Annotated in this window: 20 protein-coding genes; 13 read left to right on the top strand and 7 right to left on the bottom strand. The window is 73.7% G+C overall.

Features of this window, described 5'->3' with window-relative positions:
- Positions 1–36 precede the first annotated feature (36 nt).
- Genes FXF52_RS04365 through FXF52_RS04345 form a run of 5 tightly spaced genes read left to right on the top strand, consistent with a single transcriptional unit; the run spans position 37 to position 4,636 of the window.
- Positions 37–789 carry an NUDIX domain-containing protein gene (locus FXF52_RS04365; protein ID WP_148793930.1) on the top strand — a complete coding sequence of 251 codons (753 nt, stop codon included), beginning with the start codon at positions 37–39 and terminating at the stop codon, positions 787–789.
- On the top strand, positions 786–1,760 hold the full coding sequence (locus tag FXF52_RS04360; protein WP_148793929.1) for a serine/threonine protein kinase: 975 nt from the start codon (positions 786–788) through the stop codon (positions 1,758–1,760). The genes FXF52_RS04365 and FXF52_RS04360 overlap by 4 nt, the downstream gene beginning before the upstream one ends.
- Positions 1,761–1,770: 10 nt before the next feature.
- On the top strand, positions 1,771–2,730 hold the full coding sequence (locus tag FXF52_RS04355; protein ID WP_148793928.1) for a hypothetical protein: 960 nt from the start codon (positions 1,771–1,773) through the stop codon (positions 2,728–2,730).
- Positions 2,727–3,974 (top strand): adenylosuccinate synthetase, encoded by a 1,248-nt coding sequence (locus FXF52_RS04350; protein ID WP_148793927.1) that lies wholly within the window; start codon positions 2,727–2,729, stop codon positions 3,972–3,974. The genes FXF52_RS04355 and FXF52_RS04350 overlap by 4 nt, the downstream gene beginning before the upstream one ends.
- A gap of 47 nt (positions 3,975–4,021) precedes the next feature.
- Positions 4,022–4,636, top strand: a complete 615-nt coding sequence (locus tag FXF52_RS04345) for a DedA family protein (protein WP_148793926.1) — start codon at positions 4,022–4,024, stop codon at positions 4,634–4,636.
- Positions 4,637–4,642: 6 nt separating this feature from the next.
- Here FXF52_RS04345 and FXF52_RS04340 read toward each other — a convergent pair whose 3' ends face one another.
- Entirely contained in the window at positions 4,643–5,290 is a 648-nt protein-coding gene (locus FXF52_RS04340; protein WP_148793925.1) for a TetR/AcrR family transcriptional regulator, read from the bottom strand.
- A gap of 67 nt (positions 5,291–5,357) precedes the next feature.
- Here FXF52_RS04340 and FXF52_RS04335 point away from each other — a divergent pair, with 67 nt between their 5' ends.
- From FXF52_RS04335 to FXF52_RS04320, 4 genes are all read left to right on the top strand, one after another.
- Positions 5,358–5,810 (top strand): SCP2 sterol-binding domain-containing protein, encoded by a 453-nt coding sequence (locus FXF52_RS04335; protein ID WP_148793924.1) that lies wholly within the window; start codon positions 5,358–5,360, stop codon positions 5,808–5,810.
- A gap of 2 nt (positions 5,811–5,812) precedes the next feature.
- On the top strand, positions 5,813–7,027 hold the full coding sequence (locus tag FXF52_RS04330) for an acyl-CoA dehydrogenase family protein (RefSeq protein WP_148793923.1): 1,215 nt from the start codon (positions 5,813–5,815) through the stop codon (positions 7,025–7,027).
- Positions 7,028–7,135: 108 nt separating this feature from the next.
- Complete coding sequence (locus FXF52_RS04325; protein WP_148793922.1) at positions 7,136–8,701, top strand: AMP-binding protein; 1,566 nt, start codon at positions 7,136–7,138, stop codon at positions 8,699–8,701.
- A 104-nt stretch (positions 8,702–8,805) separates the two neighbouring features.
- On the top strand, positions 8,806–10,332 hold the full coding sequence (locus tag FXF52_RS04320) for a N,N-dimethylformamidase beta subunit family domain-containing protein (RefSeq protein WP_148793921.1): 1,527 nt from the start codon (positions 8,806–8,808) through the stop codon (positions 10,330–10,332).
- A gap of 181 nt (positions 10,333–10,513) precedes the next feature.
- On the opposite strand, the gene purD is transcribed toward FXF52_RS04320, so the two are convergent.
- The 3 genes from purD to FXF52_RS04305 all read right to left on the bottom strand — a co-directional run bounded on the left by purD (position 10,514) and on the right by FXF52_RS04305 (position 14,239).
- Positions 10,514–11,761 carry a phosphoribosylamine--glycine ligase gene (purD, locus tag FXF52_RS04315; RefSeq protein ID WP_148793920.1) on the bottom strand — a complete coding sequence of 416 codons (1,248 nt, stop codon included), beginning with the start codon at positions 11,759–11,761 and terminating at the stop codon, positions 10,514–10,516.
- 83 nt (positions 11,762–11,844) lie between these two features.
- Positions 11,845–12,753, bottom strand: a complete 909-nt coding sequence (locus tag FXF52_RS04310) for a type IV toxin-antitoxin system AbiEi family antitoxin domain-containing protein (RefSeq protein ID WP_148793919.1) — start codon at positions 12,751–12,753, stop codon at positions 11,845–11,847.
- A 196-nt stretch (positions 12,754–12,949) separates the two neighbouring features.
- On the bottom strand, positions 12,950–14,239 hold the full coding sequence (locus tag FXF52_RS04305) for an adenylosuccinate synthase (protein ID WP_148793918.1): 1,290 nt from the start codon (positions 14,237–14,239) through the stop codon (positions 12,950–12,952).
- A 122-nt stretch (positions 14,240–14,361) separates the two neighbouring features.
- Here FXF52_RS04305 and FXF52_RS04300 point away from each other — a divergent pair, with 122 nt between their 5' ends.
- Both FXF52_RS04300 and FXF52_RS04295 read left to right on the top strand, forming a co-directional pair.
- Positions 14,362–15,360 carry a diacylglycerol kinase family protein gene (locus tag FXF52_RS04300; RefSeq protein ID WP_148793917.1) on the top strand — a complete coding sequence of 333 codons (999 nt, stop codon included), beginning with the start codon at positions 14,362–14,364 and terminating at the stop codon, positions 15,358–15,360.
- 426 nt (positions 15,361–15,786) lie between these two features.
- Positions 15,787–17,763 (top strand): chromosome partitioning protein, encoded by a 1,977-nt coding sequence (locus FXF52_RS04295; RefSeq protein ID WP_370517876.1) that lies wholly within the window; start codon positions 15,787–15,789, stop codon positions 17,761–17,763.
- A gap of 53 nt (positions 17,764–17,816) precedes the next feature.
- On the opposite strand, the gene FXF52_RS04290 is transcribed toward FXF52_RS04295, so the two are convergent.
- A complete protein-coding gene (locus FXF52_RS04290; protein WP_148793915.1) occupies positions 17,817–18,245 on the bottom strand; it encodes a DUF3151 domain-containing protein in 429 nt (142 codons plus the stop codon).
- 261 nt (positions 18,246–18,506) lie between these two features.
- On the opposite strand from FXF52_RS04290, the gene FXF52_RS04285 reads away from it, so the two are divergent.
- Entirely contained in the window at positions 18,507–19,721 is a 1,215-nt protein-coding gene (locus FXF52_RS04285) for an LOG family protein (RefSeq protein WP_148793914.1), read from the top strand.
- 55 nt (positions 19,722–19,776) lie between these two features.
- Here the strand turns inward: FXF52_RS04285 and fbaA are convergent, their stop codons facing one another.
- Together fbaA and FXF52_RS04270 are read right to left on the bottom strand one after the other, a co-directional pair.
- Positions 19,777–20,802, bottom strand: coding sequence for a class II fructose-bisphosphate aldolase (fbaA, locus tag FXF52_RS04280; RefSeq protein WP_148793913.1), 1,026 nt, complete (start codon positions 20,800–20,802; stop codon positions 19,777–19,779).
- Between the two features lie 131 nt (positions 20,803–20,933).
- Complete coding sequence (locus tag FXF52_RS04270; protein WP_148793911.1) at positions 20,934–21,317, bottom strand: phage holin family protein; 384 nt, start codon at positions 21,315–21,317, stop codon at positions 20,934–20,936.
- 191 nt (positions 21,318–21,508) lie between these two features.
- On the opposite strand from FXF52_RS04270, the gene FXF52_RS04265 reads away from it, so the two are divergent.
- Entirely contained in the window at positions 21,509–21,721 is a 213-nt protein-coding gene (locus tag FXF52_RS04265; protein WP_148793910.1) for a hypothetical protein, read from the top strand.
- Positions 21,722–21,740: the final 19 nt, after the last annotated feature.

The following is a 21,740-nucleotide window of genomic DNA, read 5'->3' as shown; positions in this document are numbered from 1 at the left end:
GAGAGAGATGCTTGTTCTCATAGTGAGAGAGATGCCGTGAACGAGCAGGACTACCTCGCCGCGTACGACCCCCGGGACTACCCGGCGGTGGCGGTCACCGTCGACGTGGTGGCGCTGACCATCCGCGAGGGCGCGCTGCACCTGCTGCTGATCCGCCGCGGCGCGCCGCCGTACGAGGGGCACTGGGCGCTGCCCGGCGGCTTCGTCCGCCCCGACGAGGACCTGGCCGCCGGCGCCCGGCGGGAGCTGGCCGAGGAGACCGGGCTCGGCGGCGAGCGGCTGCGCCGCGTCCACCTGGAACAGCTCGCCAGCTACGGCGACCCCGACCGCGACCCCCGGATGCGCGTGGTCTCGGTGGCCCACCTGGCCTTCGCCCCCGACCTGCCCGACCCCGCGGCCGGCACCGACGCCGACGAGGCGGTCTGGCTGCCGGTGACCGCGCTGACCAGCCGGCAGCTCGCCTTCGACCACGCCCGGATCATCGACGACGGCCTCGAACGCGCCCGCTCCAAGCTGGAGTACACCCCGCTGGCCACCCGCTTCCTCGAACCCGAGTTCACCATCACCGAGCTGCGGGCCGTCTACGAGACAGTCTGGGGGCACCCGCTGCACGCCGGCAACTTCCACCGCAAGGTGCTCTCCGTGCCGGGCTTCGTGGAGAGCACCGGCGCCAGCACCGAGCGCGGCGGCGCGCGGGGCGGACCCCGGGCCAGGCTCTACCGGGCCGGCGACGCCCGGCTGCTCCACCCGGCGCTGCTGCGCCCCGCCCGGGAGGAGACGGTGCGGTGAGGACCGAGGAGGCCATCCGCCTGGTAGCGGCGGCCCGCGACGACGCCGACCTGTTCGGCACCGACGCGCCGGCCCGCCGCTACCGGAAGCTGGTCGCGGCCCTGCACCCGGACCGGCTGGGCGCGGCCGACCCGGACGTACGCGCCGCCGCCACCGACGCGCTCGTCGAGGTCACCACCCGGTGGCGGGGAGGAGGCGGGACCATGCTCGGCGACTATCCACTCCGCCGGCTCGCGTACATCGGAGACCTGGCCGACCTCTACGACGTGGGGGCGGACCGGCTGCTCAAGCTGCCCCGCAACCCGGCCGACAACGACCTGACCGTCCGCGAGGCCCGGGCCCTGAAGGTGATCGAGGAACGGGGCGACCCGCGGCACCTGCCGTACGTGCCCCGGCTGGTCGACTCGCTCACCGCCCGGGACCCGGCGACCGGCGTGGCACGGTGGGTCAACGTGCTGGCCGCCGCACCCGGGCTGCACAGCCTGGACGAGGTGCGCCGGGCGTACCCGGACGGGCTGGACCCGCGCGACGCGGCCTGGATGTGGCGGCGGCTGCTGGTCGCCCTCGGCCTGGCCCACCGGGCCGGGGTGGTGCACGGCGCGGTGCTGCCCCGGCACGTGCTGATCGAGCCGGACGCACACGGCCTGGTGCTGGTCGACTGGTGTTTCTCCGTGGTCGGCGAGGGGGCCGTCCCGGCGCTGGTCCCCGGCCACGAGGACTGGTACCCGCCGGAGGTGACCGGGAAGCAGCCCTGCGGCCCGGGCACCGACCTGGCCATGGCCGCCCGCTGCATGGCCTGGCTGATGGCCGACCGCATCCCACGCGAGCTGCGCGCCTTCGCCGCCGGCTGCGTGCGACCGGCCCTGAACGCCCGGCCCGACGACGCCTGGCGGCTGCTCGGCGAACTCGACGAGGTGCTGGAGCGGTGCTACGGCCCCCGCACCTTCCGACCCTTCACCCTCAATCCCTAGGGAGGCTGCCATGGGCAGCGGAATCTGGTCCACCGACGTGTACGACGCCGCCGACCGCTACCGCCGGGCCACCGGCACGAGCGCCTTCTCCTACAGCGACAGCGGGGCCCGGACGGTGCACCCGGCGCTCGACCCGCGCGGGGCGGTACGCGAGAGCCGCGACTCGGCGGAGCACCCGCAGTCGCTCGCCATCGCGGTCCTGTTCGATGTGACCGGCTCGATGGGGCACGTCCCCCGGATGCTGCAGACCAAGCTGCCGCAGCTGCTCGGCCTGCTGCTGCGCCAGGGGTACGCCCGCGACCCGCAGCTCATGTTCGGCGCGATCGGCGACGCCACCTGCGACCGGGTGCCGCTGCAGATCGGCCAGTTCGAGTCGGACAACCGGATGGACGACGACCTCGGCCGGATCGTGCTGGAGGGCGGCGGTGGCGGCCAGATGACCGAGTCGTACGAGCTGGCTCTCTATTTCATGGCCCGGCACACGGTCACCGACTGCTGGGAGAAGCGGGGCCGGCGCGGCTACCTCTTCCTCATCGGCGACGAGCTGGCGTACCCGCGGGTGGACCGGCGGCAGGTGGCCCGGCTGATCGGCGACGAGCTGGCCGAGGACGTGCCAGTACGGCAGATCGTCGACGAGGTGACCCGCCGCTGGGACACCTACTATCTGCTCCCGGCCGGCAGCGCGTACGCCGGCAGCCGCAAGGTGCTGGACTTCTGGCGCGGCCTGCTCGGGCAGCACGCCGTCGAACTGGACGACCTAAACGCGGTCTGCGAGACCATCGCGCTCACCGTCGGCCTCGGCGAGCAGGCCGTCGACCTGGACGAAGGGCTGCGCGACCTGGCCCGGGCCGGCTCGACGGCCGGCCGGACGGTCTCGAAGGCGCTGGCGAAGCTGGGCGGCGATCGGCCGGCGTCGGTGGCGACGGTGCCGTTCACCCCGACCGCGGAAAGCGGGGTCACCCGGCTGTGAAACACGTGATGGTGGTCGACCTCGGCTACGGCGACGCCGGCAAGGGCACCGTCGTGGACTGGCTCTGCGCGAGCCGGCCGGTGCACACGGTGGTCCGGTTCAACGGGGGCGCGCAGGCGGCGCACAACGTCGTGCTGCGCGACGGACGACACCACACGTTCGCGCAGTTCGGCTCCGGGACGTTCCGCCCCGGGGTTCGTACCCACCTGTCGCGGCACGTGGTGGTGGACCCGCTGGCGCTGGCCGCCGAGGCCGACCACCTCGCGGCGGTCGGTGTGCCCGACGCGCTCGACCGGCTGACCGTGGACGGCGAGGCGTTGCTGGCCACCCCGTACCACCGGGCCGCGAACCGGGCCCGGGAGATCGCCCGGGGAGCCGACCGGCACGGCTCCTGCGGGCTGGGGGTGGGTGAGGCCGTCGGGTACGGCCTCACCCACCCCGACGAGGCGCCCCGGGTGGCCGACTGCCGTCACCCGGCCGTGCTGCGCCGCCGGCTCGCCACGCTCCGGGACCGGCTCACCGCCGAGCTGGGCCCGCTGGACGCGCCGCCGGTCGAGGACTGCCTGCCCGCGTACGCCGGGTTCGCCGCGCGGGTGGCGATCGTCGACCGGTCCCACCTGGCCCGGGTGCTCCGGGCCGGGACCTGCGTCTTCGAGGGGGCGCAGGGGGTGCTGCTGGACGAGTGGCACGGCTTCCACCCGTACACCACGTGGAGCACGACCACCTTCGCGAACGCGGAGACGCTGCTCGCCGAGGCGGGCCTGGCGGGCGGCGCCCGGCGGCTCGGGGTGCTCCGGGTGACGACCACCCGGCACGGGCCCGGGCCGCTGGTCACCGAGGACCCGGCCCTGCCGTACACGGACCCGCGCAACCCGACCAACCCCTGGCAGGGCCGGTTCCGGTTCGGCCACTTCGACGCCGTCGCCCACCGGTATGCGCTGGCCGTGGCGGGCGGGGTGGACGGCCTGGCGCTCACCCACCTCGACCTGGCCGGCCCGGAGCTGCGGATCTGCCGCCGCTACGACACCCTCGACCGGATCGCCCCGGGTCCGGCCGGCGACCTGGGCCGGCAGGCCGCCCTCACCGCCCGCCTGCTGCGGGCCCGCCCGGTCTACGACGATCCGCCCGCCGACTGGCCGGCGGCGGTGGCCCGGGAGCTGGGCGTCCCGGTGGTGCTCACCTCGCACGGCCCGACCGCGGCGGACAAGGTGAGCGCCGACCGCCGTACCCCGGTGCCCGCCTGATCCGTCGACTCGGCCCGCCGGCCGCCGCTCGGCATCAGCATGAGGGCATGGAGGACGCGCTCGACCTGCTGCGCCAGACGGCGACCTCGCCGTGGGCGTACCTGGTGATCTTCGCGGTCACCGCCGTCGACGCGTTCTTCCCGGCGGTGCCCGGCGAGACGGTGGTGATCACCGCCGCGGTCTTCGCGGCGGACGGGGAGCCTGCCCTGGTCCTGGTGATCGTGGCCGCCGCGCTCGGCGCGCTCGCCGGCGACCACGTCTCGTACGCCATCGGGCGCGGCGGCGGCGGGCACCGGCTGGCCCGGCTGCCCGCCGACAGCCGGCGGCGCGCGAGTTCCGAGTGGGCCCGCCGGGCGGTCGACCGGCGCGGCGGCCTGATCCTGACCACCGCCCGCTACGTCCCGGGCGGCCGGACCGCGGTCACCCTGACCATGGGCGCGGTCCGCTACCCGGTGCACTGCTTCCTGATGTACGACGTGCTCGCCTGCGCCGCCTGGGCGCTCTACTGCGGGCTGCTCGGCTTCTTCGGCGGGCTGGCCTTCAAGGAGAACCCGATCCTGGGCCTGCTCGTCGGGGTGGGCCTGTCGCTCGTGGCCACCGGCCTGTTCGAGGCGGTCCGCTGGGCCCGCCGGCGGTCCCGATCCCGCGCCGCCGCCCGCTGAGCCAGGCTAGTCGGTCGGGGGGTGCCAGGTGACGCCGCGCAGCAGGCGGTCGGCGCCGAGCCAGGCGACGTTCATCATCCGGGTGGCGGTCTTCTCCGGGTCCGCCTCCGGGTGGTCGGCGAGCCAGTCGGCCAGCGACTCGCTCGCCCCGACCAGGGCGTACGCGACCACCTCCAGGTCGATGGCACGCACCTCGCGCCCCTTCGCGCGCAGCGCGTGGTCGAGCATGCCGGCGACCACCTCGATCAGCCGGCCGCGCATGGTGGCCACCTCCGCGGCGAACGGCCGCTCGCCGCGGGCCTGCCGGTAGAGCACCGCCCAGCCGTCCCGGTATGCGCCGACGAAGCCGAAGAAGGCCCGCAGCCCCCGCCAGAGCCGTTCGTCGGCGGGCAGGTCGGGGGCGGCCGCGCCGGCGATGGCCTCCATCAGCCGGGTGCCCTCCCGGTGCAGGCAGGCGACGAAGAGTTCCTCCTTCGTGCCGAGATACGCGTAGACCATCGGCTTGGAGATGCCGGCGTCGTCGGCGATCTCGTCCATGCTGGCGGCGTGGAAACCCCTGCGTGAGAACACCTTGACCGCCGCGTCGAGCATCTGCTGTTCGCGTACGGCCCGGGGCAGGCGCTTGAAGGTCGGGCTGGACACCCTTGCGAGCATACCTACCCGTGCGTAAGGTTACGCGAGAGTAACCAAAGTCGGCCCGCTCCGGAAGGTGCAATTCCCCATGACTGACTTCGACCCGGCCAACTTCGCGAACGTCGGCCCGAAGGAGTTCGCGCAGCTGGTCAAGTCCACTCCCGACGACAAGATCGCCGGGATCATGACCGGCGACCTGCGCGGCAAGATCCTGAGCGAGGTCTTCAACCGGATGCCGACCCTGTTCCGGGCCGACCGCGCCGGCTCCACCAACGCGGTCATCCACTGGAACGTCACCGGACGCCCCGACGGCGGCACCGACACCTACGAGATCGTCATCGAGAACGGCACCTGCGCCGTCTCCGACACCCCGCAGCGGGACCCGAAGCTCAGCCTCACCATGGGCCCGGTCGAGTTCCTGAAGATCGTTTCCGGTGGCGGGAACCCGGTCATGATGTTCATGACCGGCAAGCTGAAGGCCAAGGGCGACCTGGGCCTCGCCGCCAACATCGCCAACCTGTTCGACATCCCGAAGGCCTGAACATGGTGGAGTTCTCGCTCGACCTGAACGAGGAACAGCGGGACCTCCGCGACTGGGTGCACGGCTTCGCGGCCGAGGTCGTGCGCCCGGCCGCGGCCGAGTGGGACGCCCGCGAGGAGACGCCCTGGCCGATCATCCAGGAGGCGGCGAAGGTCGGCCTGTACGGCTTCGAGTTCCTCGCCACCTGCTGGGCCGACCCCACCGGGCTCTCCCTCCCGATCGCCAGCGAGGAGCTGTTCTGGGGCGACGCCGGCATCGGGCTGAGCATCTTCGGCACCTCGCTGGCGGTCGCCGCCATCTACGGCGCCGGCACCCCCGATCAGCTCGTCGAGTGGGTGCCGCAGTGCTTCGGTGACGTCGACCAGCCGGCGGTGGCCGCGTTCTGCACCACCGAGCCGGAGGCCGGCTCCGACGTCGGGTCGATGCGTACCCGCGCCAGCTACGACGAGGCCACCGACGAGTGGGTGCTGAACGGGCAGAAGGCGTACGCCACCAACGGCGGCATCGCCGGGGTGCACGTGGTCACCGCCTCGGTCGACCCCGAACTGGGCTCGCGCGGCCAGGCGGCGTTCGTCGTACCGCCCGGCACGGCGGGGCTCAGTGCCACCCGGAAGCTGCGCAAGCTCGGGCTGCGCGCGTCCCACACCGCCGACGTCTTCCTCGACGACGTACGGGTGCCGGGGCGCTGCCTGCTCGGCGGCCGGGAGGCGCTGGACGAGCGGCTGGCCCGGGCCCGCTCCGGGCAGCGCGCCTCCGGCCAGGCGGCGATGCGCACCTTCGAGCTGTCCCGCCCGACCGTCGGCGCGCAGGCGCTCGGGGTGGCCCGCGCCGCCTACGAGTACGCCCTCGACTACGCCAGGGACCGGGTCCAGTTCGGCCGCCCGATCATCGAGAACCAGGCGGTCGCGTTCGCGCTCGCCGACATGAAGATGGAGATCGACGCGGCGCGGCTGCTGGTCTGGCGGGCCTCCTGGATGGGCCGCAACAACCGGCCGTTCACCGCCGGCGAGGGCTCGATGTCCAAGCTCAAGGCCGGCGAGGTGGCCGTCTCGGTCACCGAGAAGGCGGTCCAACTCCTCGGCGGGGCCGGCTTCCTGCGCGACCACCCGGTGGAGCGCTGGTACCGGGACGCCAAGATCTACACCATCTTCGAGGGCACCTCCGAGATCCAGCGTCTGGTCATCTCCCGGGCCATCTCCGGAATGCAGATCCGCTGATCGCCGGCGGACCCCGACCCGATCCGCGACGATCCACCGCTGTGCCGAGCGGTGGCACGTCGCGGGTCGGGCCGCCGGTCCCACCGACTCCCGAAGGAGGGTTGCGGCTTGGACCTGCCGTTCATCGTCGCCACGCTGACCCGACGCGGCCTGCTCAACCCGGGCCGGCCGATCCGGGTCGCCTCCCAACTGGGTGCGCTGCGGAAATGGGGCTGGAGCCTCGCCGGTGAGCTGCGCCAGGCCGCCGCCCGCGACCCCGGGCGGACCGCGGTCGTCGACGAGCACGGCGCAACGCTGACGTACCAGGAACTGCTGGACCGGGCGGAACGGCTGGCCCGGTCGATGCGGGCCGGGCTCGGCGTACGGGCCGGCGACCGGGTCGGCGTGCTCTGCCGCAACCACCACGGGCTGATCGAGGCGGTCGTCGCGGCGATGCTGCTCGGCGCGGACGCCGTACTGGTCAACACCGGGCTGTCGGCGGCGCAGCTCGCCACCGTGGCGGAGGAGCAGGCGCTGCGGGTGCTGGTGCACGACGCCGAGTTCGCCGAACGGATCCTCGGCCTCCCCGCCGACGTGCACCGGGTCGACGAGCGCGGCCGGGAGGAACTGATCGCCGGCGCCCTCCCCGGGGACCAGCTCCAGCCGCCGGAGCGGGACGGGCGGACCATCGTCCTCACCTCCGGCACCACCGGCGCGCCCAAGGGCGCCCGCCGGCCCACGCCCAACGGCTTCGGCCCGCTCGTCTCCATCATCGACCGGATCCCACTGCACGCCCGGGACACCGTGATGATCGCCGCACCGCTCTTCCACACCTGGGGGTACGCCGCTCTCCAGGTAGCGTTCGCGCTGCGGGCCACCATCGTGCTGCACCGCCGCTTCGACCCGGCCGCCACGCTGACCGCCCTGGCGGCGTGGTCCTGCGACGCGCTGTTCGCCGTACCAGTGATGCTGCAACGGCTGATGGAGGTGCCCGCGCCGGCCCCCCGGCCGCCGCTCAAGGTGGTCGCGGTCAGCGGCTCCGCCCTCCCCGGCGGGCTGGCCACCGCGTTCATGGACCGCTACGGCGACATCCTCTACAACCTCTACGGCTCGACCGAGGTCTCCTGGGCGTCCATCGCCGGCCCGGCCGACCTGCGCGCGGCACCCAACGGCGCCGGCCGGCCGCCGCACGGCACCCGGCTGGCGATCCTCGACGACGCCGGCGAGCCGGTCCCGGAGGGGCAGGTCGGGCGGATCTTCGTGGGCAACGAGATGCTCTTCGAGGGCTACACGTCGGGGGCCAGCCGGGAGCGCCAGGGCGGCCTGATGGACACTGGCGACCTCGGCCGGCTCAACGGCGACGGCCTGCTCTTCGTCGACGGGCGGGCCGACGACATGATCGTCTCCGGGGGCGAGAACGTCTTCCCCTCCGAGCTGGAGGACCTGATCGCCCGGCTGCCGCAGGTCCGCGAAGTCGCGGTGATCGGCGTACCGGACGCCGAGTACGGCCAGCGCCTGGCCGCGTTCCTGGCCCTGCACCCCGGCGAGACCCTCGACCCGGAGGCGGTCCGCGAGTACGTGCGGCACTACCTGGCCCGCTTCTCGGTGCCCCGGGACGTGGTCTTCGTGAAGTACCTGCCGCGCAACGCCACCGGCAAGGTACTCACCCGCGAGCTACGCCGTTACTACGGCTGAAGTCAAGGGGCCAAAAGGGAGATTTGGCCCCGCCCCACGGGGTGATACCTTCGCATCCGCCGGCGGTCCCCGGCAGGTCCGTTCTCGTGTTCGGGAGCTGCGCGATGGTCCGACTCCGCCGACGCTGGGCGCTCGGCCTCCTCCTCGGCGGCGCCTCCGCCACGGCGTTCGGCGCCACCGAACCCGTCCTCGGCCGGCGCCGCGCCGGCACCCTCGTCCGCCGCCAACCCCCGCCCGTCGAGGTGGAGAACCACGCGGCCGGGCAACCCTGGTGGCCGCAGGACGGCCCGCCCGCCGCCGACGACCGGCAGCGCCAGATCCAGGGGTACGCCTCGAAGACCAGCATCGTCCCCGGCGAGACCGTGGACTTCCACGTGGCCGTCAACCCCGCCGGCCCGTTCCGGATCACCGTCCACCGGCTCGGCTGGTATGACGGCGCCGGCGCGCGCACCATGCTGACCAGCCCGGACCTGGCCGGGGTGCCACAACCCGTGCCGGCGGCCGACCCGGCGACCGGGACCATCGCCTGCCGGTGGCCGGTGTCCTGGAGCCTGCGGATCCCCGAGCACTGGACCTCGGGGCTCTACCAGGCGGTGTTCACCTCGGCCGCGGGCTGGCGTGCCTGCACCCCGTTCGTCGTCCGCGACGACGGACGGACCGCCGCGCTCTGCGTGGTGCTGCCGGTCACCACCTGGCAGGCGTACAACCAGTGGCCGACGGACGGGCTGAACGGCAAGAGCCTCTACAACGGTTACACGAACGGCCGGCGGGACCCCCTGGTCCGGGCCCGGGAGGTCTCGTTCGACCGGCCGTACGCCGACGACGGCATTCCGAGCCACCTCACCCGGGACCACGACGTCATCCAGTGGCTGGAGCGCAACCGGTACGACGTCAGCTACGCGACCAGCTTCGACCTGCACTCCGGCCGACTCGACCCGACCCGATACCGGGGCATCGTGTTCGGCGGGCACGACGAGTACTGGTCGGTGGAGATGCGCCGGGCCGCGGAACGGGCGGTCGCGGCCGGCCGGAGCCTGGCCTTCCTCGGCGCCAACAGCGTCTACTGGCACATCCGGGTCCGGCCGGCCGCCGACGGGCGCGCCGAGCGCCTGGTCGCCTGCACCAAGTCCACGCCCGACCCGGGTCAGGATGCCGCCGGCCCCACCATCCGCTGGCGCGACATGGGCCAGCCCGAACAGGAACTGATCGGCGTGCAGTACAACGGCATCGTCGGCGCGCCGCAGCCGCTGGTGGTCCAGTCGGCGAGCCATTGGTTCTGGGCCGGCACCGGAGTGGCCGACGGCGACCGGATCCCCGGGGTGGTCGGCGGCGAGGCCGACGGTCGCTACCCCACCGCGCCCTGGCCGCCCGCCGTCGCCGCCACCGTGCTGAGCCGGTCGCCGTACCGCACCCGGGAGGGTGCCCAGCGGCTGCAGAGCACGCACCTGTACGAGACGCCGCAGGGCGGACTCGTCTTCGCCACCGGCACACTCTGCTGGACGATGGCGCTGAACCGCCCCGGGCACCGTGACGAGCGGATCGAACGGGCCACCGCCAACCTGCTCGACCGGATCATCGGGCGCGCCCGGACGTCAGCCGAGGTCCGGCCGTCCGAGCCGGTGGTGGGATAGCACGGCCCGCCCGCCCGTCTCCCCCGGTCGCACCCGCGATCGCGGGGCCGGCCGGTCAGGGCGCTCAGACGTTGACCGCTCGGGCGGGCCGGCCGGTCAGGACCCTCGAGCCGCGGCCACTCGGGCCGGCCAGGCGGCCAGTCAAGACCTCGGGCCTCGACCGCTCGGGCGGGTCAGGCGGTCAGGCGGGGACGGTGATCCGGCCGGCCACCGCGTCGGCGGCGATGTCGGTGCGGTGGTGCGAGCCGGCCAGCCCGATGTCGCGTACCAGGGCGTAGGCGGCGTCCCGCGCGGCGGCCAGGTCCGGGCCGGTGGCCGTACCACAGAGGACCCGGCCCCCGGCGGAGCGGAGCGTGCCGTCGGCGTCCCGGCGGGTGCCGGCGTGGATGACCCCGGCGCGGTCCGCGCCGGTGATCACGTCACCGGTACGCGGTGCCGCCGGGTATCCCTCGGCTGCCACCACGACGGTGACCGCCGCGCCGTCCCGCCAGCGCAGCGGCGGGTGCGCGGCCAGCGTGCCGGTGGCGGCGGCGTGCAGCAGCCCGGCGAGCGGCGTCTCCAGCAGGGCGAGGACGACCTGGGTCTCCGGGTCGCCGAAGCGGGCGTTGAACTCGATCACGCGAGGGCCGGCGGCGGTGATCGCCAGGCCCACGTAGAGCAGGCCCGCGAACGGGGTGCCCCGGCGGCGCATCTCGGCCAGCGTCGGGTGCACGACGTCGCGCATCACCTCGTCCACCAGGCCGGGCGGTGCCCACGGCAGCGGCGCGTACGCCCCCATGCCGCCGGTGTTCGGGCCGGTGTCGCCGTCGCCGACCCGCTTGAAGTCCTGCGCGGGCAGCAGCGGCAGGGCCGCCTCCCCGTCGGTGACCACGAAGAGGGAGACCTCGGGCCCGGCAAGGTACTCCTCGACCACCACCCGGCCGCAGTCCTGCGCGTGCCGTTCGGCGACCGCCCGGTCGGTGGTCACCACGACGCCCTTACCGGCGGCCAGCCCGTCGTTCTTCACCACGTACGGCGGCCCGAACTCGTCCAGCGCCGCGCCGGTGCTCTCCTGATCAGCGCAGGTGTACGCCCGGGCGGTGGGCACCCCGGCGGCGGTCATCACGTCCTTGGCGAACGTCTTGGAACCCTCCAGCCGGGCCGCCTCCGCCGACGGGCCGAACGCGGGGATGCCCTTGGCGCGTACCGCGTCGGCGACCCCGGCCACCAGCGGCGCCTCCGGCCCGATCACCACCAGGTCGGCACCCACCTCGACGGCGAGCGCCGCCACCGCCGCCGGATCGGTCGAAGCGACCTCCCGCAGCTCAGCCACCGCCGCGATCCCAGGATTCCCCGGCGCCGCGATCAACGCCGTGACGGCTGGATCACCGGACAACCCGAGCGCGAGCGCATGCTCCCGCCCCCCACCACCCACAACCAAAACCCGCACACCCAGATCCTACTGACCCCACCACCCCACCCCGTTGATCATGAAGTTATTGCTCCGATACGCCGACGCGACAGACAACAACTTCATGATCGACGGTACGCAGCGGCGGCGATCGCCTGGCGGACCATGCCGGGGATGTAATCGGGACGGAGGGTGTCGGACCAGGTGAAGCGGAGAATCGTCCAGCCGGCGTTGATCGGACGATTCTGGCGGTGACGATCGGCGAAGAGGGCGTCCGGGCTGCGGTGCACCTCACGGCCGTCCGCCTCGGCGATGACGTGCGGGCCTCGCCAGCCCAGATCACCGATACCGATGAGGTAGCCGCCGTGGTCGCGTACCGGAAGCTGGAGGACATCTGACGGCACCCTCCCGTCCACGCAGCGCAGGCGGGTGCGCGTCTCCAACGGCGACTGCGCCAGGCCGTTGGCCTCCACCAGGTAGCCACGAGCTGCGACCGCACCCCGTCGACCCCTCAACAGGGATGGCACCCGTGCGAGATCGGCAACGGAGATCAGACCGCGGTTCAACGCGGAGTCCAACAGCGAAACCGCGGTGTACCGCTCCGCACGGAGTATGAGGTCGGCGAGGGTGCGCAACGGATCGGTGGTCATGATGCCGACGACCCGCTCGAACTGCGCCGGGGCGATGACCAGTTGATGGACCACCACGTCGGGTTGGGCGAGTCGGGCTGGTCGAGCTGCCGGCCCGGACAAGGACAGGTGGATCTCGTCAGTTCGGGGAAGCCCCTCGATGCCGTGCAGTTCAGCCGCGGTGCCGAGTACGGCAGCCGCACCGGGGCCGAACGAGGCCACAGCAGCCCTGATCCGAGCACGTCGGGGAATGCCGTCGTAACGATCCGCGTCAACGAGGTACCCGATCCGGGAAACAACCCGCCAACGGCCACTGCGGCACAACCGGTGCACCTCGTGCACGTTGAGCCCGGCAGCCCGCGCCTGAGCCAGCGTGACCACGCCGTCCCGGGCGGCGGCCATCCTTCGCACGATCGTCAGAGCATCCACACCCGCCGACGATCCGCCCCACCCGGCCCACACCGACACCCCTGTGGATAACCCGCCCACCCCCTGTGGACAACGCCCGGGCGCCTCGCCGTTGATCATGAAGTTATTGCCGGCGACACCGGCGTGTCACCGCAACAACTTCATGATCAACGAGGCGAACCTCCCGGGGTTAGGGGAGGAGGGGGTGGCGGAGGACGTTTTCGTCGCGGCCGGGGCCTACGCCGACCACGCTCACGCGGGTGCCGGTGAGGTCCTCGATCCTGGCAATGTAGCGGCGGGCGTTCTCGGGGAGTTCGTCCTCGGTCCGGGCCTTGGTGATGTCCTCCCACCAGCCGTCGAGCTCTTCGTAGATCGGCGTCGCGTGGTGGAAGTCGGTCTGCGTCATCGGCATGTCGTCGACCCGCTCGCCGTTGATCTGGTACCCGACGCAGATCGGCACCTTGGGCAGGCCGGTGAGCACGTCCAGCTTGGTGACGACCAGGTCGGTGACGCCGTTGAGGCGGCACGCGTACCGGGCCACGACCGCGTCGAACCAGCCGGCGCGGCGCTCCCGGCCGGTGGTCGTGCCGTACTCGTGGCCGATCTTGACGAGGTGCCGGCCGTTGTCGTCGAAGAGTTCGGTCGGGAACGGCCCCGCGCCCACCCGGGTGGTGTACGCCTTGCTCACCGCGATGACCTTGGTGATCGCGGTCGGCGGGATGCCCGCGCCCACGCACGCCCCGCCGGCCGTCGGGTTCGACGAGGTGACGAAGGGGTACGTGCCGTGGTCCATGTCGAGCATGGTGGCCTGGGCACCCTCCAGCAGGACCGTCTCGCCGCGGTCCAGCGCGTCCCAGAGCATCGCCCGGGTCTCGGCGATGTACGGCTTGAGCCGCTCGGCGTAGCCCAGGTATTCCTCGATCGTCGCGTCGACGTCGATCGCCTTGCGGTTGTAGACCTTGAACAGCACCTGGTTCTTCTCGCGGAGCGCCAGCTCCAGCTTCTTGCGCAGGATGCCGGGGTCGAGCAGGTCCTGGAGCCGGATGCCCATCCGGGCGACCTTGTCCCCGTACGCGGGGCCGATGCCGCGGCCGGTGGTGCCGATCCGGGACGAGCCGAGGTAGCGCTCGACCACCCGGTCCAGCGCCCGGTGGTGCGGCATGATCAGGTGCGCGTCGCCGGAGATGCGCAGCCGGGAGACGTCCACACCCCGCTCGGCGAGGCCGTCGATCTCCTCCAGCAGCACCTTCGGGTCGACCACCACGCCGTTGCCGATGACGATCATGGCGCTCGGCGAGAGCGCGCCGGACGGCATGAGGTGCAGTGCGTACTTCTGGCCGTCCGGGGTGATCACCGTGTGCCCGGCGTTGTTGCCGCCGGAGTAGCGCACCACGTAGTCGACCCGCCCACCCAGCAGGTCGGTAACCTTGCCCTTGCCCTCGTCGCCCCACTGGGCACCGAGGAGCACGATCGCTGGCATCTTCTCCGCCTCCAGAAGGCTCGGGTGCCAGGTGGCGACCGGTCAGCGAGCCCGGGGTGTCAGGCTAACAAGTAGTGACGGCGAGGCCGGCAGGGGTTCGCCGAGAAGCAGGAGGCTCCTTCGTGTACGACGTGATGCTGCTCAGCCTCGGCTCGGAGCGGGATGCTCCCGGTGGCGGCTGTGGCAGCGGCGGAGCCTGCTGCGGTGGCGCCGACGAGGCCGGCGACGCACGGCCCGAGGAGCGCTGCGAGACCCCGCGCGTACCGGTGCTGGCCTGCGCGGACGCGCTGACCGCCCGGGGTGCCCGGGTGGTGACGGTCACCGCCCGCTCGGATGCCGAGATCGACGAGGTGCTGGCCCGGCTCGACGGACCGCCGCGGGAGGACGGCCTCACCTGGCCCGACCCGGACGGCAAGACCCGCCTGGTGATCGCCACGGCCAGTGACGGGCAGTTGCGCGCCGTGCTGCGCCGGCTGGTCCGGCGGTACGCTCCGCCGCCCAGCCGCCGCCCCGCCGATCTGCCCGGCAACCGGACGGTCCCGGACCTGCCCCCGATCGGCGTACTCCCGCTCGATCCGGCCCGCGGCGGGACGGCGGGTGACCTGGCCGCGCAGCTCGGGTTGCCGCGCGACCCGGCGGCGGTGGCCGCGGCGGTGCTGGACGGCAGCGCCCGCCGGCTCGACCTGCTGCGCAACGACGGCGGCTCGGTGACCCTGGACGGCGCGCTGCTCGGTGCCGCCGACGACGCGGGCCGGCCGCTGCACTGGCGCGGCCGGGTGGAGGTCGACGACGCGATCCTCTCCGACGGCGAGGAACCGATCATGGCCTGCGCGATCGGCAACGCCGCCGGGTACGCGCGCCTCGACGACGTGACGCTGCTGGCTGACCCGGACCCGACCGACGGCCGGGTCGAGGTGGCGGTGGCCGTTCCCGTGGTCACCCGCTCCGCGCTGGGCAGGAAGCGGGTACGCCTTGAGGTGCGCCGGGCCCGGGGCCGGGCTGTGGCGGTCGTGCCCCGCGATGAGAAGGTGCCCTTCCTCGACGATGGCGTCGAGGGCGAGTTGAGCCGGAAGCGGTCCTGGTGGACCGAGCCGGGCGCGTGGGCGGTCTGGACGGCCTGACCTCCGTCGATCTCGTGGCGCCTCCCGGTCAGCCGGACCTCCTATCCTCGGCGGGAGGAATGGGGAGGAACCGTGGTGCACGAGAACGCCGACCGGGCCCACGTACCGGGCCAACCGCAGGTGCCGGAGCGGGACATCGAACCGCTCTGGCCGCCGGAGCAGACCGACCGCGTTCCGCCCTGGGCGGCCCCCACCCAACCGGGCGCGCCCGCCTGGCCGGCCCCGCCCCCGGACGCCACCGCACCGGCACCCGCGCCGGGTAGACCGCCCGGCGCGACGGTGGACGGCCCGGCCACCGCACCGGCCACGGACGGCGCGGCGGGTGCGGCCCCGGACGGGGTCGCGGGCACGGGTCCGAACGGCCTGCCTGATCCGGCCCCGGACGGCGCGGCCGCCGCAGCCCCGGACAACGCGACGGGCGCGGGCCTGGACGGCGGGGCGGGTGCGGGCCCGAACGGCGCGGCGGGCGCGGGCCCGAACGGCCCATCCGATCCGGCCCCGGACGGCGTGGCCGGGGCGGCGCCGGAACGGGCGGCCACGGGACCGGCCCGCGACGCCACGGCCACCGGCGCGGCCGCGGACCACGGGACGCGGGCGGGCGGCGCCGGCAACGGGGTGCCCGCGCCCCGCGCGGCGCAGCTTCCGGTCGACCTGGATCTCCCGTTCACCCTCGACCAGCCCGCGACTGGCGCCGCCCCGGCAGTCACCGCAGGCACGCCCCTCGACCAGCCCGCGACCGGCGCCGCCCCGGCAGTCGCCGGAGGCACGTCCACGGGCGCCGCTGACACGTCGGCCGGCACCCCGGCGATCGGGTCGGCAGCGGGCAGCGCGGGAGCGGACGGCGGAACCGGCGACCCGGACCGGTCCCCGAACGGGTCGGGCCAGGCCGGCGACACCCCGGCCAGCACCGGCAGCCGGACGGACTCGCCCTGGGCCCAGCCGCCGCAGCGGTCGACCACCGCGCCGGCCGAGTCGGCCACCGACACGCCAGGACCGGGCACCGCGACCCCGCCGGCCGAACCCCTCGCCACCGGCCCCACACCCGCCACCGGACCGCCCATTCCGGCGACGCCCAGCCCTGCCGCACCGAGCGCCGGACCGCCCGCCGCCGGACCGCCCACCGACGGGCAGCCGGACGCTCCGCCGCCGCCCCGGCTTGGGCCGTTCCCGCCTTCCCGGGGCGTGCCGCCCCCGCCGTCCCCGTACGGGAACGGCAACGCGTACCCGCCGGGGCCGGTCGGATACGGGCAGCCGGACCAGTCGGCGTACCCGCCGCCCGGGGCGGGCGGGCCTGTGCCGCCCAGCCCGTCGCCGGGCTGGTATCCGCCCGCCTGGCCGCAGCAGGGCACTCCGCCGCAGCAGCCCGGCCCACCGGCACCCCAGCCGGGGACCCCGCCGCAGCAGCCCGGCCCCCCGATGCAGCAGCAGCCGGCGCCGGCCGGGTTCCCGGAGCCCGCCTGGACGCCGGAGGGCGGAGCCACCCCGACCGCCGAGGACTTCGCCCGGCGCCGGCAGGCCAGGCCGGTCGATCCGGTGGCCACCATGGGCGTCCGGGCGGTGGTGAACCGGATCGGCCTGGTCCGGCTCCCGCCCGGGCGGCACGAGCAGGAGGTACGGCGCGACATCGAGATGGTCCGGCGCAACTTCGGCGGGCTGCGCCAGGTGACCGTGGTCAACCCGAAGGGTGGCGCCGGCAAGACGGTCGCCATCCTGCTGCTCGCCATGACCTTCGGTCAGAAGCGCGGCGGCTACGTGCTGGCCTGGGACAACAACGAGACCCAGGGGACCCTCGGCATGCGGGCCCAGCAGGACTTCCATTCACGTACGGTGCGGGACATGCTGCGCGACCTGGCCCAGTTCCAGGGCGCGCACGGGCGGGTCGGCGACCTGTCGCAGTACGTCCGCTCGCAGGGCGAGGGGATGTTCGACGTGCTCGCCTCGGACGAGTCGGCGACCGGCGGCGAGATGCTCACCGCCGCCGCGTTCGCCGAGATCCGCGAGGTGGTCAGCCGCTTCTACAAGCTGATCTTCGTGGACACGGGGAACAACGTCCGGGCGCAGAACTGGCAGGCCGCGATGGACGCCACCGACCAGCTCGTGGTCACCATGTCGGCCCGGAACGACTCGGCGGAGACCGCCGCGCGGATGCTCGACCACCTGGAGCAGAGCGGCCGGCAGCGGCTGGTCCGGCAGGCGGTGACGGTGGTGTCGATGCCGCCGTCGCGCAAGGAGATCGACCTGCCGGCCATCCAGGGGCACTTCGCCGCCCGGACCCGGGCGGTGCTGCTCGCGCCGTACGAGCGGCTCATCGACACCGGCGAGCCGATCCGGTACGGGCACCTTTCCTCGGCCACCCGGGACGCCTGGCTGAAGATCGCCGCCGCGGTGGCGGAAGGCCTGTGAACCGGCGCGACGGCCGGCCCGACCGGATGGGTCGGACTGGCCGTCGCCGCAGGTCAGAGGCTGGCGAGGGCGTCTGCGGCGGCCGGGTCGCAGTCGCGGAGGAACTGGGCGCAGCGGGCCGCCTCGTCCGCCTCGCCGATCTCGCCGGCCGCTCGGGAGAGCACGTAGAGGCAGCGGAGGAAGCCCCGGTTGGGCTTGTGCGACCAGGGCACCGGGCCGAATCCCTTCCAGCCGCTGCGGCGCAGCTGGTCCAGCCCCCGGTGGTAGCCGGTACGCGCGTAGGCGTACGCCGGGATCACCTGGCCCGCGGCGAGCGCCCGGGCGGCGAGCGCCGCCCAGCCCGCGCTGTAGACCGGGAAGTGGGCCGCGACGTCCTGGTACGCCCCATCGGTGTCCTGCTGGGCGGCGGCGGCCAGCGCGGCGTCGGCCTCCTCGTGCGCGGGCAGGAGGGTGGCCGGTGGCTCAGGCAACAGGTTCTGCATCGCCCCATTCAACCCGCTTCGCGCGGGGGTACGCGAGGGGGTCCGGCGAGCCGGTCAACTGAACGGCTGAGGGGTTCGTCACGCCTGCGGCGCGCCGGCACATACCCGCGGCCCATGCCACGCGGAGATGCTTTCCACTAAAACTAAAGATCCGGAGCCTCCCCAGGACCCGGTTACGCAGGAGCCCGGTGGCCTGGTCGCCGGGCTCCTGTCCGTCCGGCCGGAGTTTGCCGGCTTGCCCGGCCGGGGCAGGATGATCTCGTGCCGACCCCACCTCCCGCGGACGTCATCGAGCCGCACGACACCAGCATCGACGAGATCGAGACCCGGGCCGAGCTCGACCGGCGGCTGGCCGAGGGGACCCTCGCCGGCCTGACCGTGCAGGGCCTCCGCCTCGACCTCGACCCGGTCCCCGACCTGCGCGACGTCGAGGTCGCCGGAGCCCTCTTCGTGGGCTGCCGGTTCGCCGGCCGGGAGGTCGGCGCGGACCTGGTCCGGCGCGGCGCGAACGTGGTCCCGCCCTTCTCCGGGCTGCCCTACCCCACCCAGCCGGCCCACCTCTACACCGCCGACGACCTGGCCGCCGGTTTCGCCGACGGCGGCTTCGCCGGGATGTACGACACCCGGGTGTACGCGCACTTCCGCGCGCACGGCGGCGCGCTGCCGGACGTCCGGGAGGCGCTCGGCCAGCGGCTGCACGACCACGGGGTGGACAACGCCCTGGCGGACGCCACCCGGACCTGGCTGGCGGTGCACGGGCCGCAGTCCGTGGTGGGCGTGATGGGCGGGCACGCGGTGCCGCGCGGCAGCGCCGCGTACCGGATGGCGGCGGTGCTGGGCTGGGAGCTGGCGCGGGCGGACCGGCTGGTGGTGACCGGCGGCGGGCCCGGCGTGATGGAGGCGGCCAACCTGGGCGCGTTCCTCGCGGCCTGGCCGGCGGAGGAGCTGACCGGGGCGATCGACCTGCTCGCCACCGCCCCCGACTTCACCGACCACGACCGCTACACGGAGGTGGCGCTCCGGGTCCGGGAGCGGTACGGCGCCGGGCCGACGCTGCCCGCGCCGCGTCCCGCCGCGGCCGGCACCGAGTGGGCCCGCTCGGGTGGGCTGGCCATCCCCACCTGGCTGTACGGGCACGAGCCGGCGAACCTGTTCGCCGGGCGGATCGCCAAGTACTTCTCCAACGCGATCCGGGAGGACACGATCCTGCGGCTGGCCCGGGGCGGGATCGTGTTCGCGCCCGGCCGGGCCGGGACCGTGCAGGAGGTGTTCCAGGCGGCCACCAAGACCTACTACGGCACCGACGGCGCGAGCGGGGCGTACGTCTTCCTCGACCGGACCTACTGGACCACCGAGCTACCGGTCGAGGCGCTGCTGCGGCCGCTGCTGGCCGCGTCCCCGTTCGGCGACCTGTCGTCCACCGTGCACCTCACCGACGACGTACGGGAGGCGGTCCGGCTGCTCACCGCCGGGTGAGACACGAACGGCCGGCCCCCGATCCGGGAGCCGGCCGCCGCGACGTGCTGGCGGACTACTTGTTCATGGTGGTGCCGGTGGAGCGCAGCGCCTCGCAGGCCTCGACGACCCGGGCGGCCATGCCGGCCTCGGCGGCCTTGCCCCAGACCCGCGGGTCGTACATCTTCTTGTTGCCGACCTCGCCGTCGACCTTGAGCACGCCGTCGTAGTTGCGGAACATGAAGTCCACCACCGGCCGGGTGAAGCAGTACTGGGTGTCGGTGTCGATGTTCATCTTCACCACGCCGTAGTCCAGCGCCTCGCGGATCTCCGACAGCAGCGAGCCGGAACCGCCGTGGAAGACCAGGCTGAGCGGCTTCTCCTTGCCGTACTTGGCGCCGACCGCCACCTGGATGTGGTTGAGCACCTCGGGACGCAGCTTGACGTTGCCCGGCTTGTAGACGCCGTGCACGTTGCCGAAGGTCAGCGCCGCCATGTAGCGGCCCTTCTCGCCGAGGCCGAGCGCGTCGACCATGGCCAGGCCGTCCTCGACGGTGGTGTACAGCTTCTCGTTGATCGCGTTCTCGACGCCGTCCTCCTCGCCGCCGACCACGCCGACCTCGATCTCGAGGACGATCTTGCCCTTGGCCGCCTCGTCGAGCAGCTGCGCGGCGATCTCCAGGTTCTCCGCCACCGGCACGGCCGAGCCGTCCCACATGTGCGACTGGAACAGCGGCTCCTCGCCGCGCTGCACCCGCTCCTGCGAGATCTTCATGAGCGGCCGGACGAACTTGTCCAGCTTCTCCTTCGGGCAGTGGTCGGTGTGCAGGGCGATGTTGACCGGGTAGTTCTTCGCCACCTCGCGGGCGTACAGGGCGAACGCGGTCGCGCCGGTGACCATGTCCTTCACGGACGGCCCGGAGAGGTACTCGGCGCCACCGGTGGAGACCTGGATGATGCCGTCGCTCTCCGCGTCGGCGAAGCCCTTCAGCGCCGCGTTCAGCGTCTGCGACGAAGTCACGTTGATGGCGGGGTACGCGTAGTGGCCGGCCTTGGCGCGGTCCAGCATCTCCGCGTAAGCCTCGGGGGAAGCGATGGGCATGTCGAACGCTCCTTACTTACCACTGTCGGCCGTGCAGGCCGCTGTCTTCCTTGGGTGCGCCGGACCGCGCTGTCCACCGCGGGCAGTATCCCGTAGGAGGCGGCGACCGGCACAACCGGCCCGGGAACCGCTCACCGGCGATCCGGCCGGTCCGGCACCACGACGTTGATCAGCCAGCTCACCACGGCCATCACGATCGCTCCCCAGAAGCCGGCCCAGAAGCCGTCCACCTGGAACGGCAACTGCAGCTGCCGGGCGATCCAGCCGGTGAGCAGGAACAGCAGGGCGTTGACCACGAGCGCGAACAGACCGAGCGTGAGCAGGTAGAACACGCAGCCGAACACCCTGATGACCGGCTTGAGCACCGCGTTGACCACGCCGAAGATGAGCGCCACCACGACCAGGGTGAGCACCGTGTCCGCACCGGTGCGCCCGGTCACCTCCACTCCGGGCACGATCAGCGTGGTGATCCACAGCGCGAACGCGGTGATCACCAGTCGGATCAGGAGGCCCACGCCACCATCCTGGCATCGGAAACCGGGCCCGGAGGGACAATCCGCCGACTCGCCCGGGCGGCGGTCCGGGCCCGCCGGCCGCCAGGCCCGCCGGCCCCGGCCGCGCTGGTTCGGTCCGGCTCCGAGCGGGGACCGGAGCCAGCCCGTACGGTGTGGTGGTAACTGTCCGCACCGAGATCCAGGGAGGGACGATGGGTCAGCCCGACGAGGACTTCGCCCCGAGTGACCACCTCGCTCCGGAGGAGCGGGATCTGGAGGCGGAGCCGGCCGACGCGGTCGAGCAGGCGACGGTGATCAACCCGGAGGACGGCGAGATCGAGCCGCACCGCGGCATGGAGGTCGACGACTGGGACGCGATGGAACAGGCCCGGGTGGTCACCGCCGACGAGGACGACTACCGCTGACGCCGTGGGAGGGGCCGCG

The organism is Micromonospora sp. MP36 (assembly GCF_008119785.1).
Lineage (GTDB): Bacteria > Actinomycetota > Actinomycetes > Mycobacteriales > Micromonosporaceae > Micromonospora.
Note: the sequence above shows the minus strand (reverse complement) of the source record. Positions and strands in the feature narration are given on the sequence as shown.

Bases quoted from the DNA above. Each gene is read 5' to 3' on its own strand.
- FXF52_RS04355 (WP_148793928.1), top strand. From the start codon at position 1,771: ATGGGCAGCGGAATCTGGTCCACCGACGTGTACGACGCCGCCGACCGC.
- FXF52_RS04345 (WP_148793926.1), top strand. From the start codon at position 4,022: ATGGAGGACGCGCTCGACCTGCTGCGCCAGACGGCGACCTCGCCGTGG.
- FXF52_RS04340 (WP_148793925.1), bottom strand. From the start codon at position 5,290: ATGCTCGCAAGGGTGTCCAGCCCGACCTTCAAGCGCCTGCCCCGGGCC.
- FXF52_RS04335 (WP_148793924.1), top strand. From the start codon at position 5,358: ATGACTGACTTCGACCCGGCCAACTTCGCGAACGTCGGCCCGAAGGAG.
- FXF52_RS04330 (WP_148793923.1), top strand. From the start codon at position 5,813: ATGGTGGAGTTCTCGCTCGACCTGAACGAGGAACAGCGGGACCTCCGC.
- FXF52_RS04320 (WP_148793921.1), top strand. From the start codon at position 8,806: ATGGTCCGACTCCGCCGACGCTGGGCGCTCGGCCTCCTCCTCGGCGGC.
- FXF52_RS04310 (WP_148793919.1), bottom strand. From the start codon at position 12,753: ATGGCCGCCGCCCGGGACGGCGTGGTCACGCTGGCTCAGGCGCGGGCT.
- FXF52_RS04305 (WP_148793918.1), bottom strand. From the start codon at position 14,239: ATGCCAGCGATCGTGCTCCTCGGTGCCCAGTGGGGCGACGAGGGCAAG.
- FXF52_RS04290 (WP_148793915.1), bottom strand. From the start codon at position 18,245: ATGCAGAACCTGTTGCCTGAGCCACCGGCCACCCTCCTGCCCGCGCAC.
- fbaA (WP_148793913.1), bottom strand. From the start codon at position 20,802: ATGCCCATCGCTTCCCCCGAGGCTTACGCGGAGATGCTGGACCGCGCC.
- FXF52_RS04265 (WP_148793910.1), top strand. From the start codon at position 21,509: ATGGGTCAGCCCGACGAGGACTTCGCCCCGAGTGACCACCTCGCTCCG.